The organism is Kribbella sp. NPDC050241 (assembly GCF_044459685.1).
Taxonomy (GTDB): Bacteria; Actinomycetota; Actinomycetes; order Propionibacteriales; family Kribbellaceae; genus Kribbella.
Genome location: NZ_JBITJE010000002.1, coordinates 427,608 through 444,511, shown reverse-complemented (window position 1 = coordinate 444,511; position 16,904 = coordinate 427,608). Strand labels below are relative to the sequence as shown.

Annotated in this window: 18 protein-coding genes; 6 read left to right on the top strand and 12 right to left on the bottom strand. The window is 67.7% G+C overall.

The annotated features are described in order from the left end of the window. Positions 1-14: 14 nt before the first annotated feature. A complete protein-coding gene (locus tag ACIBG5_RS10075; protein WP_396391182.1) occupies positions 15-239 on the bottom strand; it encodes a hypothetical protein in 225 nt (74 codons plus the stop codon). A 61-nt stretch (positions 240-300) separates the two neighbouring features. On the opposite strand from ACIBG5_RS10075, the gene ACIBG5_RS10070 reads away from it, so the two are divergent. Next, on the top strand, positions 301-675 hold the full coding sequence (locus ACIBG5_RS10070) for a cupin domain-containing protein (protein ID WP_396391181.1): 375 nt from the start codon (positions 301-303) through the stop codon (positions 673-675). A gap of 211 nt (positions 676-886) precedes the next feature. Here the strand turns inward: ACIBG5_RS10070 and aceB are convergent, their stop codons facing one another. Genes aceB through ACIBG5_RS10040 form a run of 6 tightly spaced genes read right to left on the bottom strand, consistent with a single transcriptional unit; the run spans position 887 to position 9,037 of the window. Continuing rightward, positions 887-2,452 carry a malate synthase A gene (aceB, locus tag ACIBG5_RS10065; RefSeq protein ID WP_396391180.1) on the bottom strand — a complete coding sequence of 522 codons (1,566 nt, stop codon included), beginning with the start codon at positions 2,450-2,452 and terminating at the stop codon, positions 887-889. 4 nt (positions 2,453-2,456) lie between these two features. Further along, entirely contained in the window at positions 2,457-4,511 is a 2,055-nt protein-coding gene (locus tag ACIBG5_RS10060; RefSeq protein ID WP_396391179.1) for an alpha-amylase family protein, read from the bottom strand. Continuing rightward, a complete protein-coding gene (locus ACIBG5_RS10055) occupies positions 4,508-5,971 on the bottom strand; it encodes a hypothetical protein (RefSeq protein ID WP_396391178.1) in 1,464 nt (487 codons plus the stop codon). Before ACIBG5_RS10055 ends, ACIBG5_RS10060 begins: the two co-directional genes overlap by 4 nt. Continuing rightward, positions 5,968-6,783 carry a carbohydrate ABC transporter permease gene (locus tag ACIBG5_RS10050; RefSeq protein ID WP_396391177.1) on the bottom strand — a complete coding sequence of 272 codons (816 nt, stop codon included), beginning with the start codon at positions 6,781-6,783 and terminating at the stop codon, positions 5,968-5,970. The genes ACIBG5_RS10055 and ACIBG5_RS10050 overlap by 4 nt, the downstream gene beginning before the upstream one ends. Continuing rightward, positions 6,780-7,697: a carbohydrate ABC transporter permease gene (locus ACIBG5_RS10045; protein WP_396391176.1), complete on the bottom strand. Its 918-nt coding sequence runs from the start codon at positions 7,695-7,697 to the stop codon at positions 6,780-6,782. Before ACIBG5_RS10045 ends, ACIBG5_RS10050 begins: the two co-directional genes overlap by 4 nt. A 35-nt stretch (positions 7,698-7,732) precedes the next feature. After that, the gene (locus tag ACIBG5_RS10040) at positions 7,733-9,037 is read right to left on the bottom strand and encodes an ABC transporter substrate-binding protein (protein WP_396391175.1); all 1,305 of its coding nucleotides are present in this window, start codon (positions 9,035-9,037) and stop codon (positions 7,733-7,735) included. 135 nt (positions 9,038-9,172) lie between these two features. On the opposite strand from ACIBG5_RS10040, the gene ACIBG5_RS10035 reads away from it, so the two are divergent. Beyond that, entirely contained in the window at positions 9,173-10,186 is a 1,014-nt protein-coding gene (locus ACIBG5_RS10035; RefSeq protein ID WP_396391174.1) for a LacI family DNA-binding transcriptional regulator, read from the top strand. Here the strand turns inward: ACIBG5_RS10035 and ACIBG5_RS10030 are convergent. Beyond that, positions 10,179-11,036, bottom strand: coding sequence for an LLM class F420-dependent oxidoreductase (locus ACIBG5_RS10030; RefSeq protein ID WP_396391173.1), 858 nt, complete (start codon positions 11,034-11,036; stop codon positions 10,179-10,181). The genes ACIBG5_RS10035 and ACIBG5_RS10030 overlap by 8 nt on opposite strands. Further along, the gene (locus tag ACIBG5_RS10025) at positions 11,033-11,596 is read right to left on the bottom strand and encodes a TetR/AcrR family transcriptional regulator (protein ID WP_396391172.1); all 564 of its coding nucleotides are present in this window, start codon (positions 11,594-11,596) and stop codon (positions 11,033-11,035) included. The genes ACIBG5_RS10030 and ACIBG5_RS10025 overlap by 4 nt, the downstream gene beginning before the upstream one ends. A gap of 411 nt (positions 11,597-12,007) precedes the next feature. Between ACIBG5_RS10025 and ACIBG5_RS10020 the strand changes: the two genes are divergently transcribed. Further along, on the top strand, positions 12,008-13,069 hold the full coding sequence (locus tag ACIBG5_RS10020; protein WP_396391171.1) for a glycosyltransferase family 2 protein: 1,062 nt from the start codon (positions 12,008-12,010) through the stop codon (positions 13,067-13,069). Beyond that, a complete protein-coding gene (locus ACIBG5_RS10015; protein ID WP_396392033.1) occupies positions 13,053-14,219 on the top strand; it encodes a hypothetical protein in 1,167 nt (388 codons plus the stop codon). Before ACIBG5_RS10020 ends, ACIBG5_RS10015 begins: the two co-directional genes overlap by 17 nt. Here the strand turns inward: ACIBG5_RS10015 and ACIBG5_RS10010 are convergent. Next, positions 14,190-14,759 (bottom strand): TIGR03086 family metal-binding protein, encoded by a 570-nt coding sequence (locus ACIBG5_RS10010; protein WP_396391170.1) that lies wholly within the window; start codon positions 14,757-14,759, stop codon positions 14,190-14,192. The two genes, ACIBG5_RS10015 and ACIBG5_RS10010, sit on opposite strands and share 30 nt — an antisense overlap. Before the next feature lie 74 nt (positions 14,760-14,833). Between ACIBG5_RS10010 and ACIBG5_RS10005 the strand changes: the two genes are divergently transcribed. Beyond that, positions 14,834-15,787 carry an aldo/keto reductase gene (locus tag ACIBG5_RS10005; RefSeq protein ID WP_396391169.1) on the top strand — a complete coding sequence of 318 codons (954 nt, stop codon included), beginning with the start codon at positions 14,834-14,836 and terminating at the stop codon, positions 15,785-15,787. Further along, a complete protein-coding gene (locus ACIBG5_RS10000; protein ID WP_131361628.1) occupies positions 15,784-16,128 on the top strand; it encodes a YciI family protein in 345 nt (114 codons plus the stop codon). The genes ACIBG5_RS10005 and ACIBG5_RS10000 overlap by 4 nt, the downstream gene beginning before the upstream one ends. Here ACIBG5_RS10000 and ACIBG5_RS09995 read toward each other — a convergent pair. Together ACIBG5_RS09995 and ACIBG5_RS09990 are read right to left on the bottom strand one after the other, a co-directional pair. Beyond that, complete coding sequence (locus ACIBG5_RS09995; RefSeq protein WP_396391168.1) at positions 16,117-16,554, bottom strand: GNAT family N-acetyltransferase; 438 nt, start codon at positions 16,552-16,554, stop codon at positions 16,117-16,119. The two genes, ACIBG5_RS10000 and ACIBG5_RS09995, sit on opposite strands and share 12 nt — an antisense overlap. Positions 16,555-16,595: 41 nt before the next feature. After that, complete coding sequence (locus tag ACIBG5_RS09990) at positions 16,596-16,892, bottom strand: antibiotic biosynthesis monooxygenase (protein WP_360455561.1); 297 nt, start codon at positions 16,890-16,892, stop codon at positions 16,596-16,598. Positions 16,893-16,904: the final 12 nt, after the last annotated feature.

Genomic DNA, 16,904 nt, shown 5'->3' with positions numbered 1-16,904 from the left:
GGCGCACTCAGCGGTTACAGGACCGCACCCCGCGGCGCGATCTCGATCGCGGCGACTCCCCGCGCGTACAGCACGAGAAGCCGGTCGCCGTGTCTGCACCGAAGCATGCCGCCGTCGGCCGTGAGGGCCACGACAGCGTGCTCGGCAACTTCGTCTTCATCGGCCGCCGCAGACTCCTCGTAGGTGACATCGAGGTGGTCGCCGCTCGTCAGCCGGACCCGCAACACAACGCTCGCCATCCTCGCACCTTACGCGCTGACCAGGTGGCGGGATCAGCTCCGGCGGAGGCAGACTGGTGCCATGGGTCAGCCGATTCGGGTCGTTCGTGCCGGGGAGTTGGTGGCCGCCGATCCGACCTCGGGCATGCTGCGGATGCGGGCTTTCGAGCTGCCGATCCTCTGGGCCGGGAAGGTCGTCACGGATCCCGGCGCGATCTCCGGCTGGCATCACCACGACAAGAACGAGAGCAGCCTGTACATCGTCTCCGGCGTCCTGCGGATGGAGTTCGAGGGCAGCGACGAGTACCTGGACGCCGTCGCCGGGGACTTCATCCACGTGCCGGCCTTCACCGTGCACCGCGAGAGCAACCCGACCAGCGAGCCCTCCCTCGCGATCATCGCCCGGGCAGGCGGCGGCATCCCCACCGTCAACGTCGACCCACCCGAGCGCAGCTAGCCCGGCAGCGCGCCGATCGTGCGCTGAATGTGTGCGTTTGGGGAGTGCAGCCCGCTGGATCCGCTGGATCCGATGAGCTGCACTCCCCAAACCCATCACTCCCGCCGCCCCGGAGCCCACCGTCTCCTGGGTTGACCCACGAGAGTGTGGGTTAGCCCATCGCCTGCGGTTGGCCAACCCACACTTTGATGGGTGAACCCATCTCGGCGGCTCAGTCGAAGCGCTCGTAGGCGGGGATGGTCAGGAAGTCGACGTAGTCCTCGGAGTTGGCGACCTCCAGGAACAACGCTCGCGCGGACTGGTAGCGCAGGTACTGGTCGAGTTTCAGGATCTCCTCGTCGGCGATCCGCTCGACCAACTCGGTCGTGACGATCTCCCCGGTGTCGAGTACGACGCCGTTGAGTCGCCACTGCCAGATCTGGGACCGGGAGATCTCGGCCGTCGCCGCGTCCTCCATCAGGTTGAAGATCCCGACCGCGCCGGTCCCTTCCAGCCACGCGGCCAGGTACTGGATCGCGACGCTGATGTTGTTCCTCAGCCCGGCCTCGGTCACCTCACCGGGCGTCGACGCGACGTCGAGTAACTGTTCGGCCGTCACCTGGACGTCCTCGCGGAGCTTGCCCAGCTGGTTCGGCGACGAGCCGAGCACCGAGTCGAAGACGGACCGGCAGGTCTCGACCATCCCGGGGTGCGCGACCCACGAGCCGTCGAACCCGTCGCCGGCCTCGCGCGTCTTGTCCGCCTCGACCTTCGCGAACGCCTGCTCGTTCACCGCCGGGTCCTTGCTCGGGATGAACGCCGCCATCCCGCCGATCGCGTGCGCGCCGCGCTTGTGACAGGTCCGCACCAGCAGCTCGGTGTAGGCCCGCATGAACGGGACCGTCATCGTGACGCTGTTGCGGTCCGGCAACTGGAAGTCGGAGCCCCGGGTCCGGTGCGTCTTGATCACGCTGAACATGTAGTCCCAGCGCCCCGCGTTCAGACCGGCCGAGTGCTCGCGCAGCTCGTAGAGGATCTCCTCCATCTCGAACGCGGCCGGGTACGTCTCGATCAGCACGGTGGCCCGGATCGTTCCGCGCGGGATGCCGAGCTCCTCCTGCGCTGTCACGAACACGTCGTTCCAGAGCCGCGCCTCCAGGTGCGACTCCATCTTCGGCAGGTAGAAGTACGGTCCCTGCCCGCGATCGATCTGCAGCTGCCCGGAGGCGGCGAGGTAGAGCGCGAAGTCCACCAGCGCCCCCGACGTCCGCTCGCCGTCGACCAGGAGGTGCTTCTCCGGCAGGTGCCAGCCCCGCGGCCGGACGACGATGGTGGCCAGTTCGTCGTCCGGCTTCAGGGCGTAGCTCTTGGCATCGGTGCTGAAGTCGATCGTGCGGGTGATCGCGTCGAGCAGGTTCAGCTGGCCGCCGACCACGTTGTCCCAGGTCGGCGTGTTCGCGTCCTCCTGGTCGGCCAGCCAGACCTTGGCGCCCGAGTTCAGGGCGTTGATCGTCATCTTCCGGTCGGTCGGCCCGGTGATCTCCACCCGCCGGTCGACCAGCCCCGGCGCGGCCGCGGCGACCCGCCAGTCCGGGTCGTCCCGGATGTCCTTGGTCTCCGCCAGGAATCCCAGCGATCCGCCGGCGGCGATCTCGGCGACCCGCTCCCGGCGACGGTCGAGCAGCTCGCGCCGCCGCCCGTCGTACTCGCGGTGCAACCGCTCGATCAGGCCGAGCGCCCGCTCGGTCAGGATCTCGTCGTACCGCGCGCGCCGTGCACCGATGACCTCGACTGCCACGAACTCACTCCCTCTCAGTCACAACCACGACCTCGTGATCGGCGATCCTCGCCACCTCGACCGTAATCCAGCCGTCCTCGGTCTTCACCTCCGCCTCCCCGCCCGCGACCAGGAAGCGGGCGTGGTCGCCGGTCCCCCGGATCCGGAGGGTGAACGGCCCGGCCGGCGTGAGCTCCTCCAGCCGCCCACGCCACGCGCCGCCCTGATCGAGATTGACCAGGTGCAGCACGAGTGCACCGTCCTGCCGATAGACCTGGCAGTCGAGTACGCCGGCTCCCTCCACCTGCAGTGGGATGTCGTCCCGGGCGGCCCACCGGACCAGATTCGCCAGCAACCGACCGTGGTCCGGGTGGTGGTACTGCGCGTACATCCGGTCGAGATCCGCCGCCAGGTACGCCGTCTGCTCGCCGAGCACCACCACGGGTACGTCGGTCCGCGGCTCCGACATCCACGACTTCTCCGGCGGATAGATCGGGAACGGCGGCACGTACGTCACCGCCGCTCCGGACGCCGCGACCACCTCCAACTGCCCGCCGAACGGCAGTACGTCGGTGTCGTCGAAGCCGTCCGCGATCACCCGGTCCTCGATCCGCAGGTACGTGTGTGCGGCGTACGTCTCCCAGTCGACCTTGCCTGCCTCGAGCGTCTTGCCCTCGTGATGGACGCCGAGCAGGTCGGCCAGGGCGAAGTCGTCGCGCCGATCGCCCCACTCGTCGTACAGGCTCGACTCACCGGTGACCACGAGCCGCCCGCCACCATCGACGTACTCGCGCAGCGCCACGCACTGCTCGTCGGTCAGCACCCCGACATTCGGTACGACGATCACCGCGAACCGCTGGTCGGCCTCGTGCACCGGCAGGTACGGGATCCGCGCCCGGACCAGTGCGTCGACCCAGCCGCGGTACGGCAACCAGCTGGTGGTCTCCGGATCGGCCTTGCCGTGGAAGTCCACGCTCCGCTGACTCCACAGCAGCCCGACCGTGGCGACCGGTTCGCGGTTCACCAGGTACCGATCGTTCTCCTCGTGCCAGCGGAACAGCGGCTCGGCGGTCGCGTACTGCCGCCGGTCCTCGTGCACCGAACCGATGTGGTGCCACCACGGCTGGATGCCGCCGGCGAATCCCTCGACCGCCCACATCCGGGCCTCCGGCGCGGGCTTGCTCCCGAGCCGGAACGTCGGCGTGCCCGCGTCGTACATGGCGGTGCTCTCCGGGATCAGCGTGTCCCAGCCGAGCAGGCCGTGCAGCCGCTTGCCGCTGTCGGAGTTGGCCTGGAAGCCGGACTCGTCGTGCCGCCATTGCGAGTCGAGCATGAAGATCGAGGCGCGCTTGCAGATCTCCACGTCGTCCCGCAGTCGCTTGCTCTGGGCAACGACCTCGCCGCCGTTCATGCCGATCCACAGGCAGTCCGGACCGCCGGCCCGGCGGGTCACCTCGTTGTTCAGGTCCCACACCGCCAGCCGCCGGTCGTAACTCCACCGGATCCACTGCCGGTAGACCGGGTCGGCCCAGTCCACGCCGGTGGGGAGGTCCTGGCCGAAGCTGTTCCGGCAGTTCGGGCAGTAGCAGATCGTGTCCCGGCCGAGACCGCTCCAGCTGTTGTCGGTGATGCCGTCCGGCGCGGTCCGTTCGATGATCTCCTCGAGGATCCCGGTGAGGAACTCCCGGTAGTACGGGCCGGTGACGCAGGCGACGTACAGCTTCCCGGCGCGGTGGGGGTTGCCGTCGGCATCGACCGCGAACCAGTCCGGATGGGCGTCGTACAAGGGCTGGTGGGCCCGGTTGGAGTCCATCCGGGCCAGCACGGTCAGCCCGTCCTCCTTGGCCAGCTCGACGATCTCGCCGTACAGGTCGCGATCGCCGAGGAACTCGGCCCGGTGCTGCAGCTCGAACTTGCTCGGGTAGTACGCGACGATCCCGCCCGCGTTGACGATCACGCCCTGCACCCGGGTACGACGCCAGTGCTCGCGCCACCAGTCGGCGTCGTACCGGGCCGGGTCCTTCTCGGTCAGGTTGGTCTGCGCCCAGCGCAACGTGCGCTGGTACCAAGGCACCGTCACTTGAGACTCCGGATCGCGTCGCCGGCGCCGGACACGTTCTCCAGCAGCATCTCGGAGTACTTGCGACTCAGTACGACGCCCTCCGCGCCTCCCTCGAACGCGGCCAGGGTCGCGTCCCGCACGGACTCGCGGGTGCAGGCGGTCAGCTCACCCTCGTTGTCGTCCCAGTTGATCTTGGTGCCGACGTCACGCGGCTTCTCCAGCCCGCGCTGCTTGGCGACGCCGACCGGGATGTCGATGTCGATGCCCGGGTAGATCTTGCTCTGGCCACCGACTCCGGCGACGGCCCGCTCGGTCTCGCGCCGTACATAGTCCGCGGTGAAGCCTGTCTGCGGCAGCTTCTCGTACGCACCCTCGTCGAGTTGCAGCAGCTTCATCATCAACGGATAGACGTCCTCGGGCTCGGCGTCGGCGAACAGCGAGCCGCAGATGCTCTTCACCCAGGTGAAGAACCGCGGGCCCGCGCAGTTGTTGTAGATGACGACCTTGATGAAGTCGGAGAACTTGGCCATCTCGGCGTAGTCCTGGTCGGCCCGGTAGAACGGGCTGAACGAGATGTTGTGGTAGACGTGCCACCCGACCTGTACCTCGGGCGAGATCGCCTTGGCGACGCCGTAGATGTCGCGGTACAGCTGCCGCTGGCTCTCGGTCCACAAGTTCTGCCAGGACAGCACTTCGGGGAAGTTCAGCAGGATCCGCCAGAACGTGACGAACGCGCCGTCGACCGGACGCTCGCCGGCACCGACCCGCTGGTTCCACTCGACCAGCTCGCGGTAGCCGCGCATCGCGCGGTCGACATCGATCCCGCGGTCGCGGGCGATCTGCTGGCAGTGCCGGCAGAAGCAGCCGATCTCGGCCACCTCGACGGTGCCCTGCATCAGCATGTTCAGCGGGCCGGGCCGCTCCGAGCACCAGGCCAGACCGTCGAGCTCGTAGCTCTGCACGTAGTCCTCGACGAACCCGAGGTGCCAGTTGCGGTAGTCGGGGTTGTTGAAGCATGGCCGGCGGCCCGGACGGCCCCATGCGTCCACCTCAAGCACCTTGGCGAAGTTCGGGTAGGTCCGCAGTTCGCGGGCGCCACCGCTCTCCTCCATCCAGGCGAACGACTTGATCCCGCGCTCACGGGCCTTCGGGATGACCTCGCCGAGCAGGTCGAGCTCGGGATGCTCGGGAGCCCGGCCGACCGAGCCGAGCGCGGTGTTGGCGTAGTACTGCGGATGCGGCGTCGCGTAGTTGCCGCCGACCCAGCCGAGGTCGTACTCGGAGACGCCGTGGTCGGGAATCGGGTGCCCGGGGATCTGGCGCCCGCCGGTGCCCCGGGTCCAGGTCGGTGTGGCCAGGAACAGCGCGTTGACCGCGCCCCGGTCGGCCAGGATGTCGAGTGTCTGGTCGACGCCTTCGTCGACGAACGAAACCGCTCCGATCTGCATGGCAACGAGCCGCTCCGGCACGGTGCTCACCCCTTCATTCCTGTCATCGTGATGCCCTGGATGAAATAGCGCTGCGCAAAGAGGAAGACGACGATGACGGGGACCACCGAGACGGTCGCCCCGCACATCAGCAGACTGATCTGGGTGAAGTACTCGCCCTGGAACTGGGCCAGCGCCACCGGCAGCGTCTGCAGGTTCTCGGAATTGATGTAGATCAGCGGACCGAACAGGTCGTTCCACGACTCGAGGAAGGTGAACACCCCGATCGCGGCCAGCGCCGGCTTGGTCTGCGGCAGCATGATCCGCCAGTAGATGCCGAACGCGGACGCCCCGTCGATCTTGCCCGCGTCCTCGAGTTCCTGCGGGATGGTCAGGAAGGACTGCCGCATCAGGAACGTCGCGAACACCGGTGTGAGCACCTTCGGCACCCACAGCGGGTACTGCGTGTCCACCCAGCCGATCTGGCGGAACACGATGTACTGCGGGATCAGGTAGGCGATGCCCGGGATGATCGAGGTGGCCAGCAGCACCATGAACGCCGCGTCCCGGCCGGCGAACCGCAACCGCGCGAACGCGTAGCCCGCCATCGACGCGACGATCAGGATGCCGACCACGTTCAGCCCGGCCAGCTTCACGCTGTTCCAGAGGAACACCGGGATCAGCTCGAAGACCTGCCGGTAGTTGTCCCACTGCGCGTCGGTGGGCAGGAACTGCGGCGGCACCGACAGCACCTTCGCCTCCGGCCGCAGCGACGCGCTGACCATCCAGACCAACGGCGCCAGGAAGATCACCGCGAACAGCGACATCACGACGTACTGCGAGGTCTTGCTCACCAGTCTCATGAGTAGAACACCCACCTCTTCTGGAACTTCCACTGCAGGAACGTGACGGCCGCGATCACCGCGAAGAGGATCCACGCCATCGCGGAGGCGTAGCCGACCTTCCCGAAGCCGAACGCGTTCTGGTAGATGTTGAAGATGTAGACGCTGGTGGCGTGGCCGGGCCCGCCCTTGGTCATCACGTAGATCAGGCCGAACACCTGGAACGACGTGATGAACTGCGTGATCAGCAGGAACAGGAAGTGCGGCGTCAGCAGCGGCAGCGTGATGAACCGCAGCCGCTGGAACGCTCCGGCGCCGTCGATCTTCGCGGATTCGAAGTACTCCGCCGGCAGACCCTGCAGCCCCGCGAGCAGGATGATCATCGGGTACCCGATGCCTTGCCAGACGCTGACCATGATCACCGCCGGCATCGCCCAGGTGGAGCTCGACAACCACTGTGGCCCGGGGATGCCGATCTGGTCGAGCAGCCCGTTCACCACGCCGTTGTCCGGCTGGAAGAACCAGAACCAGACGAACCCGATCGCCACGACGTTCGTCACGTACGGCGCGAAGTACGCCGTCCGGAAGAACGCGACGCCGCGGATCGGCCGGGCACACAGCAGTGCCAGCACCAGGCCGATCCCGATCGTGAGCGGAATGCTCGCCAGCGTGAAGTAGATCGTGTTCTTGAACGTCTGGATGAACAGCGGGTCGTTGCCGAACAGCTCGGTGAAGTTGCGGAACCCGACGAACTTCGGCGCCGAGATGCCGTTCCAGTCGGTCAGCGAGGCCCCGATCGAGACCAGGATCGGGAAGAACTGGAAGGCCACCACTCCGACCACGATCGGACTGATGAACAACCACCCGACCAGGTTCGCCTTCCGGCGGGCCCGGCGGATCTCGGGCTGATGATTCGGTATCGGGGCCTCGGCCACCGGGGTCCTTGTTGGTGTTGTCGTTGCCATCGACATCAACCCTTCAAGGCGTTCTCCACCTGTGGTTTGATCTGACTCAGCACGTCGCCGACCGGCTTCTCACAGTTGTAGGCCTGATCCAGCGCGGGCCGGTACAGTTCGCGGGCGCCGAGCGTGTTCTTGGTCTGGTTGGTCGCGGTCAGATGCTTGGCCGCCTCGGCGAACAGCCCGATGTGCGCGGGCATCTTCCCGTTCGGCGCCAGTTGGGCCGCGGCCTTGTTGTTGATCGGCGTGAAGGCGCCGCCCTGCAGCAAGGTCTTCCCGCCTTCCTCACCGGCCAGGTACTTGAGCAGCTCCCACGCCTGGTCCGGGTTCTTCGCCTTCTTCGGGATGCAGAACACGATCACGCTGGACTCGGTCTTCTGCTCGACGTCGGCCGGCGGTGCGGCGACATCCCAGGTGAAGTCCTTGACCGTGGTCCGCAGGTACGGCACGGTGCCGAAGGTCGCGAACATCATCGCGAGCTTGCCCTGCGCGAACATCTGCGTCTCCGCGTTGTCCTGCTGCAGCGCGGACCACGGCGGCTGCACCTTGTCCTTGCAGGTCAGATCCGTTGCCCACTGCAACGCTTCGACCTCCTTGGCGTCCGGCAGGGTGAACTTCGTCCCGTCGGGGGAGAAGATGCCGGTCTGGCTGCCGTGGTTGACCGTGAACGTCTGCTCGTAGCCGGTGTCCAGATAGACCAGAGCGCCGTACTGCTTCTTGGCCGGGTCGGTGAGTTTCTTCGCCCGGTCGGCGAAATCGGCCCAGGTCCAGCCGTCCGGCGACCAGGTCGTCGGCGGCAGCGGTACGCCGGCCTGCTTGAAGAGATCGGCGTTGTAGAAGATCAGCCGGGGTTCGTAGCCGAGCACCCAGGCGGTGTGCGAACCGTCCGGCTGCTTCGGGAACTCGTACGTCTCCTTGGCGAACGCCGACGTGTCGAGTTTGTCCTTCTCGATGTACGGGTTCAGGTCCAGCAGCGCTCCCTGGGTGGAGAAGCCGCGGACGAAGTCGTCGTTGATCCGCATCACGTCCGGCGGGCTGCCACCCGCGATCAGGGTGCGCATCTTGGTGTCGTACTCCGTGGTCACCGCGGGCTGGATGGTGACCTTGGTCCCCGACTCCTTCTCGAAGGCCTGGATGGCCTGCTCGAGCGGATTGCCCTTGACCTGCTCCCAGTTCAGGAAGGTCAGGCCGTTCTTGCCTCCACCACCACCTGCGTTGCCGTTGCCACCACAGCCGGCGAGTACCCCACCGGCAGCGAGTCCCGTCAGTCCGGCGAGAAACCTGCGGCGGCTCAGGTTGGAGAGTTGTGTCTGCACCGGAATCTCCCATCCACTAGGGATGAATACGTATACAATTGAATACGTATACACAGTGCTGAACCAGAGGTCAACGGCGAGGGGCGACACTCTTGAGTAGGGTTCAGCATTTGGACTACGAGGGGAGGCGGAGTCATGGCGAGACCACCGACGAGCAGGGATCTGGCCCGGCTGGCGGGGGTGTCCCAGGCGACGGTTTCACGGGTGCTGACCAACAATCCGAAGGTCAACCCGGAGACCAGGGCCCGGGTGCTGCAGGTGCTGAAGGACGCGAACTACACGCCGAACGCGTTGGCCCGCGCGATGAAGACCGGGCGGACCGACACCATCGGCGTCTTCATGACCCGGGTGACCAGCCCGTTCCACGCCGAGCTGCTGGACGAGATCGGCCGGGTGCTCAGCTCGGTCGGGCTGCACATGATCTTGTGGAACATCGAGCACGACCCCGAGGAGACGATCGCCGACGTCCTGCACCAGCGCCTGGTCGACGGCTTCCTGCTCACGTCGGCGACGTACGACTCGAAGCTGCACACGATGGCACTCGCCTCGGGGACACCGACCGTGCTGCTGCATCGCGGCATCGACGGCCTCGACTGTGACCAAGTGGTCGGCGACAACTGGCAGGGCGCGTACGACGCCGGCCGGTACCTGGTCGAGGCCGGCCACACCGACATCGGTCTGGTCACCCTGACCCACACCGGGAACACGTCGCGGGATCGCGACCTCGGCTTCCGCGCCGCGCTCACCGACGCGGGAGTCAAGATCAAGCCCAGCAACGTCGTCTCGGTCGGGGTTCCGCATGCGGACGGTCACGCGGCCGCGCGACAACTGCTGTCGAAGCGGAGGCCGCCGACCGCGATCTACACCGTCACCGACCTGCTCGCGTTCGGCATCCTGGACGGCGCGCGGGCGGTCGGCGCCAAGGTGCCCGACGACGTCTGGCTGATCGGCTTCGACAACACCGAACTCGCCGCCTGGGAGTCGTTCGACCTGACCTCGGTCGAGCAGCCGGTGCATGCGATCGTCCAAACCGGCATCGACCTGCTCCGCAGCCGCATCGCCGACCCGGACCGGCCGACCGAGATCGTCAGCCTGCCGTGCCCACTGGTGATCCGCGGCTCGACCGCGAACACGCCCTGGGCTAGCTGAGTCTCGGCAGGACGTCGCGCAGGACCTCGGCGTGGTCCTCGGGCTTCGACAGGCCCATGTTCATCGTGTTGACGGTCAGGTGGGTCGCCCCGAGCTCACGCCAACTGTCGACGTACGTCCGCCAGTCCTGCTCGGGCACGTTGCCGAGCGTGAGCCTGGCCTCGAAGCCGATCTGCGCGGGATCACGACCTGCCTCCACAGCCGCTGTCCGGATCGTCTCCAACTGCGCCCGCGCTGTGTCGTCAGGCGGGCCTTGCGGCATCCACCCGTCACCGATCCGCCCAGTACGACGCAGTACGGCGTCCGCACCGCCGCCGAACCAGATCGGGATCTGCCGGCGCGGCAGCGGGTTGAGCCCCGCTTCCACGATCTGGTGGAACTTCCCGTCGTACGAGATGACGGGCTCGGACCACAGCTTGCGCAGTACGTCGACCTGCTCCTCGAGCAGGGCGCCGCGCTGCTTGAACGGCACACCGAGGGCTTGGTACTCGACCTGGTTCCAGCCGATGCCGACGCCGAGCCGCAACCGGCCGCCGCTCAAGACGTCCACCTCGGCCGCCTGCTTCGCGGCCAACGCGGTCTGGCGTTGCGGGAGCACCAGTACGCCGACGACGAGCTCGAGCTCGGTGGTGATCGCCGCGAAGTACCCGAACAGCACGAAAACCTCATGGAACAAGGACTTGTCGGTGTAGCCGGTCCAGCCCGGCCTGTTCGCCGGATCCGCGCCGAGCACATGGTCGTAGGCGAGCACGTGGCTGTACCCGGCCCGCTCCACCGTCGTCACCCAGTCGCGCACCACCGTCGGGTCCGCACCGATCTCGAGCTGAGGGAACACCGCACCGATCTTCACTTCGTACCCTCCGGCAACAGGTTGATCAAACCCTTCACCGCCAGCTCGAACGGCTCCACGGAACCCGCCGCCCGGGCCAGCACATAACCACCCTGCAGTACGGCGGCGATGGTAGCCGCCGTCTGCTCGGGGTCCAGTGAGCCAGGGTACTCGCCGTTGCGCTTGCCCTCAGCAACAACCTCGGCGAGCCGGGCGCGCAGCCAGGTGAACGTCTCGTCGATCGGTGCGCGCAACTCAGGGTCGGCCATCACGTCCGGATCCGAGGTCAACCGCCCGATCCGGCACCCCCGCAGTACCTCCCGATCCCGCTCCAGGTACCCAGTGATCCGCTCGGTCGCCGTACCGCTGCCGCTGAACTGGTCCTCGGCGGCTTCCCGCAGCTCAGCCCCCGACCGCTCGATCGCCGCGCGCGCCAGCTGAGCCTTCCCGGTGAAGTGGTGATACATACTCCCCTGCCCCGCATCAGCCGCCCGCTGAATCGCCTTGGGACTGGTCCCCACATACCCCCGCTCCCACAACAGCTCCTGAGTACTGCGAATCAACCGCTCCACCGTCTCCACCCCAAAACTGTACCTCCAGGTACAGGTGGGTTGACGGTCAAACGCGATCGGCGAGAGCACCGACGTCGCGCGAGTCGTGGATTTGAGCCCTCGAACCCGACTTTCCGCAACACCGATCCACGACTCGACGCACCCAGGACCAAGCCATGCGTACACACCGTAGTGGTGACACAGTCATACGTTTGGCTGATTCTGTGACTGGTGGAGCGCAAGGACGAGTAGAACAGGGCCGCGGTGCTCGCGCCGATCACACTCTCCGTGACACCGGTTCGCGGGAGCCGCCGGAGGCGGCCGATGCGCGCTGCCGCCGCGCAGCGGTGTCCTTTGCGGCTGAGCTGAGTGAGTCTGGGGGGTACTTCACACGCCGACTGGATGGTGGTGGGTTGGTGTGGACCGATAGTCTCAGGCGCCATGAGCACCAGCGTCGCCATTGCGGTTATCACCTTCAGGCGACCCGCTCTGTTGCATGCGCTGCTGACCAGCCTGCAGGCCCAGGAACTTCCGGAGGAATCCGACTACGGGATCCGGATCGTGGTGGTCGACAACGACGCCGACGGGTCGGCGGCCCGGGTGCTCGAGGAGTTCGGCGAGGGGACGCCGTACCCGATCGAGTCGGTGGTGGAGCCAGAGCCGGGGATCCCGTTCGCGCGCGAGCGGTCGGTGGAGTTGTGCTGGAACGACGACGCGCTGATCTTCGTGGACGACGACGAGGTCGCGCCGCCGGGGTGGCTGGCGTCGCTCCTGCGCGCCTGGGAGGCCACTGGCGCCGACGTGGTCACCGGTCCGGTCAAGGGCAACCTCCCGGACGGCGCACCGGCGTGGAACAACTTCAGCGACGTACACGACTCGACAGGCCGGCACGCGACCGGTGAGGAATTGCGGAAGGCGTACACGAACAACACGCTGGTCAGCCAGCGGGTCTACCACACGGTGACGCCCGGCTTCCATCCCGCGTTCCGCTACAGCGGCTCCAGCGACTTGCATTTCTTCCTCCGGGTGCACCGGGCAGGCTTCCGCATCGTCTGGTGCGAGGAGGCGGTGATCTCCGAGGAGGTGCCCGCCGGCCGGACCACTCTGAGCTGGCTGGTACGCCGTGCGTTCCGGTCCGGCAGCGGCGACACGATCAGCCGGTTGCTGATCCGGCCGGGTGCGATCAGCTATGGGCTGGTGCTGGCCTATGCTTCGGCCCGGGTGATCTCGGCGGTCGGGTTCGCCCTCGCCGGGCTCCTGCTCGGCCGGAGGACGCACCTGCTGAAGGCGGTCCGCCGGTTCTTCTCAGGGGTCGGCAGTCTCGCGGGCATAGTGGGGATCAACCATGACGAGTACCGGGAACGGCACGGCGCCGGGCGTGGGCCCGACGGTGGCGGGCCTGTGCCGGGCGATCTGGCAGGTGGAGCGGGATCTGAGTCTGCTCGAGTGGCGGATCAAGAGCGCGCACCCGTGGCCGATCATCCGGATGCGTGTCTTCCATGAGCTGACCCGCCGCAGCGGCATCCACGGAGCACCTCATCCGGTACGGCGCTCGTCGTACGACAAGGCACGCCTCGTCGGCAGGCACGTCACCGGACTGGTCACGCGCAGCCCGTTCGTCGGCCACTACGACTCGCTCGTCGTACCGCACCCGCGGAAACCGAACGGTGTCGAGATCTACACCGAGGAACTGCGAGCAGCGCTCGGCCCGTCGGCGCTGATCCTGGACTCCGGCATCAACGGAACACCCCTGCCCGGCAGCCGGAACCTCGACTTCTTCACCTCCGCGGCGGGAGCGCTGCACGGGCGATCCGCCGACGACCGCGGAATCAGCGAAGCGCTCCGCGACCTGACAGGCATCTCAGTTCCGATCGGCGCTCTCGTGGCCCGCGAGGTGCCCAAACATCTGCGACTGCGGGCCCTCTACCGCGCCCTGCTGCGGCGGCACCGGATCAAGACCGTGTACGTCGTGGTCGGCTACTTCCACCAGCACATCGTCGGCGCCGCGCGGGATCTCGGAATCCGGGTGGTCGAGCTGCAGCACGGCGCGATCAGCCCGTTCCACCTCGGCTACAGCTATCCCGGCCGGCCGGTGGTCGCCGATCAGCCGGACGAGCTCTGGTGCTTCGGGTCGTACTGGACCACCGTCGCCGACCTCCCGGCCGGCATGAGGACGGAGGTCGTCGGAACGTCGTACCTGCCGCGTGCGACGGAGAAGAATCCGCACCGGGTCGTGTTCCTGTCGCAGGGCACGGTCGGTGCCGAGCTGCTGCATGTGGCCGAGTCCGTCGCGAAGGAGCATCCGGAGCTGGAGGTGCTGTTCCGGCCGCACCCCAGTGAGCACGCGTCGGACTACACCGTCCCGGCCGGCGTGCAGTTGTCGACCGGCGGGAGCACCTTGGACCTGCTGGCCTCCGCGACGTACCAGGTCGGCGTGTCGACGACGGCGCTGTTCGAGGGTATGGCGCTCGGCTGCCGGACTGCCGTGGCCGACCTGCCGGGGCACGAGTATCTCGAGCCGGCTGTCGCGCAAGGACACGCACTGCTCATGTCGCACCCCAGACAGCTCCTCAGCGCGCCGCTGTGCGCCACGCCAGAGGTCTACTACGCCCCGAGCGACCTGCTACGGCTGACGGCCGATCAGACCCAGTAGACGGTCCTGGAGCGGCGCGTCCACAGAGACCTGGACCTCCGGACCGAACACCTCGATCCCCTCCCCGAACGCGCCGGGCGTACGGAACTGCTCCATCACCTCGGCCGGGATGGCCGCCGTACTGGCCCAGATCCGCTCCACATCGACGGGATCCATCGTCTCGTCCTGACCGGTGGCCCGGGCCAGGTCCCAGCCGTGCAGGACCAGGTCGTCGGAGACCACCTCGTCGACGTGCCGCTCCGCGGTCATCCGTCCGCTCGGGCTGTCGGTCTCGGTCAGCGCGAGCACCGGGTCCTCCAGCACGTCCTCGATCGCCGCCCGCGCCTCCTGGAACGCTGTCAACGGGTCGTCGGACGGCTCGAGCTTGCGGGCGACCGGTATCAGCATCACCCCGTGCATCGTGACGATGTGGTCGACCACGTCCTTGGCCGTCCAGAGCTCGCACGGCGACGGGTTGTCCCACTGTTCCGGTCGTACCGCCGCGACCTTCCGCTCGAACGCCTCGGCGCGCCGCCGGTACCGCTCCGCGATCTCACCCATATCCGCATGGTGCCGTGCGGACCGGCCGCGGGGAAGACCCGGTTCTGTCGGCGGTCGCTCCTAGGGTCTTCGGCATGCGGAGTGTGGAGCTGGGGCGGACGGGGCTGACGGTGAGCAGGCTGGGGCTGGGGCTGGCCTCCATCGGCGGGATGTTCGCCGCGGTTCCGGAGTCGCAGGCGATCGCGACCATCGACTGTGCCTGGCAGCTCGGTGTCCGGCTCTTCGACACCGCACCTGTGTACGGCTACGGCGTCTCGGAGCAGCGGGCCGGGCTCGCGCTGCGCGGGCGGCCGCGGGACGACTTCGTGCTCTGCAGCAAGGTGGGCCGGCTGATCGAGCCCGGCGGGCCGGACATCCAGCCGATCTGGGCGGACCCGCCGCCGGGCCTCGGTCCACGGCTCGACTATTCGTACGGCGCGGTGATGCGGTCGTTCGAGGCGAGTCTGAAGCGGATGGGCATCGACCGGATCGACGTCCTGCACATCCACGACCCCGACCTCGACTACCTGACCGCGTCGACCGAGGCGCTGCGGGCGCTGGCCGAGCTGCGTGGGCGCGGCACGATCCGCGCGATCTCGCTCGGTGTGAACCACGCGGACGTCGCGGCCCGGTTCCTCAGCGAGACGGGCGCGGACGGACCCGATTGCATCCTGCTGGCAGGGCGGTACACGCTGCTCGACCAGTCCGGAGCCGACGAGCTACTACCGCTCTGCGAGAAGTACGGCGTGAGTGTGCTCGCGGCCGGCGTGTTCCAGGGCGGCGTACTGGCTGACACCGCTGACGGCGCACCACACGGGTACGCCCGAGTGCCACCTGCGTTGCTGGAGCGGATCGCTTGGCTCCGGGAGCTGTGCCGTGAGTACGACGTACCGCTGCTGGCCGCTGCGGTCCAGTTCCCACTCACGCATCCCGCCGTACCTGCGGTCGTGGTCGGAGCGCGGAGCCCGCGGGAGATCACCGAGGTCGCCGGGTGGATGGACCACGAGATCCCGCCGGCGTTCTGGACGGCACTAAGGTCTGCCGTATGAGGTACATGCTGCTTCACAAGACCAACGACAATCTCGAGGCCGGGAACCCACCGGACCCGGAGATGCTGGCCCGGGCGGACGCGGTTCTCGAGGAGATGCGCCAGGCCGGCGTACTGCTCGTCGCCGAGGGGCTGATGCCGAGCGCCCGCGGTGCCCGGGTGACGTTCCCTCGCCCCGGCGAGCCGCGCGTCATGGACGGACCGTTCACCGAGACCAAGGAGCTCGTCGCCGGGGTCTCGATCATCCGCGTCGACTCCAAGCAGGAGGCCGTCCAGTGGGCCCTCCGCTTCGCCGAGGCCGACCCGAACACGCCGATCGACATCCTCGAACTAGCTGGCTAGCTTCATGTGCAGGATCGGGTACGGCTTGTTCGTCGTGTCGGTCTCGCTCCGGGACGCCGTTCGGAAGCCGTGATGCTCGTAGAACCCGACGGCCCGCGGGTTCTGCTCGTTCACGTCGACCGCGCTAGCGGCGAACTCACGGAAGGCGTGCGCGAGCAGCAGACTCCCGCCGCCCTGCCCTCGGTACGCCGGGTCCAGGAACAGCATCTCGACGTTCCCTTCTGCGACGCCGATGAAGCCGATCAGCAACCCGTCGTCGGCGCGAAGACCGGCCAGCTGGGTGATCTCTCCGAACGACGCACGTACCAACGGCCGGAACACGTCCAGATCCGCCTCGGTGACGAAGTCATGCGTCGCCCGCACCGACGCTTCCCACAACTCCGCCGCCCGGTCGTACTCATCAGGCGGAATCTCCGTGATCTCCATACCGCCCACGGTCGCACCCGCTCCGCCCACTGTCAGGCGGATTACGGCTCGTCGACGGCGAGCGTGCCCTCCTCGGCGGTGACCAGCGAGTCGATCGCGGCGAAGAACCGGGCGATGCCGGGAAGGTTCCCGCCCTTGTCACGCGACGCGGCGAAGTCCTCCGGGCTCGCCCACTCGACGATGTCGAGCCACTCGTTGTCCGGGAGCTGCACGAGGCGGGCGCCGAGGAACCCGGCGCGATCGGAGGTGAAGTCCGTCAGCATGTCGGCGCGGGCGGCGAGCAGTTCCGCGGTCTTCTCGGGCAGCACCCGGAAGCGGGTCAGCTCGACAGTCGTCATAGAGCGTTCCTT

Excerpts from the sequence above, each read along its gene's own strand:
- ACIBG5_RS10075 (WP_396391182.1), bottom strand. The coding sequence starts at position 239 with ATGGCGAGCGTTGTGTTGCGGGTCCGGCTGACGAGCGGCGACCACCTC.
- ACIBG5_RS10070 (WP_396391181.1), top strand. The coding sequence starts at position 301 with ATGGGTCAGCCGATTCGGGTCGTTCGTGCCGGGGAGTTGGTGGCCGCC.
- ACIBG5_RS10050 (WP_396391177.1), bottom strand. The coding sequence starts at position 6,783 with ATGAGACTGGTGAGCAAGACCTCGCAGTACGTCGTGATGTCGCTGTTC.
- ACIBG5_RS10035 (WP_396391174.1), top strand. The coding sequence starts at position 9,173 with ATGGCGAGACCACCGACGAGCAGGGATCTGGCCCGGCTGGCGGGGGTG.
- ACIBG5_RS10020 (WP_396391171.1), top strand. The coding sequence starts at position 12,008 with ATGAGCACCAGCGTCGCCATTGCGGTTATCACCTTCAGGCGACCCGCT.
- ACIBG5_RS10015 (WP_396392033.1), top strand. The coding sequence starts at position 13,053 with ATGCGTGTCTTCCATGAGCTGACCCGCCGCAGCGGCATCCACGGAGCA.
- ACIBG5_RS10010 (WP_396391170.1), bottom strand. The coding sequence starts at position 14,759 with ATGGGTGAGATCGCGGAGCGGTACCGGCGGCGCGCCGAGGCGTTCGAG.
- ACIBG5_RS10005 (WP_396391169.1), top strand. The coding sequence starts at position 14,834 with ATGCGGAGTGTGGAGCTGGGGCGGACGGGGCTGACGGTGAGCAGGCTG.
- ACIBG5_RS10000 (WP_131361628.1), top strand. The coding sequence starts at position 15,784 with ATGAGGTACATGCTGCTTCACAAGACCAACGACAATCTCGAGGCCGGG.
- ACIBG5_RS09995 (WP_396391168.1), bottom strand. The coding sequence starts at position 16,554 with ATGGAGATCACGGAGATTCCGCCTGATGAGTACGACCGGGCGGCGGAG.
- ACIBG5_RS09990 (WP_360455561.1), bottom strand. The coding sequence starts at position 16,892 with ATGACGACTGTCGAGCTGACCCGCTTCCGGGTGCTGCCCGAGAAGACC.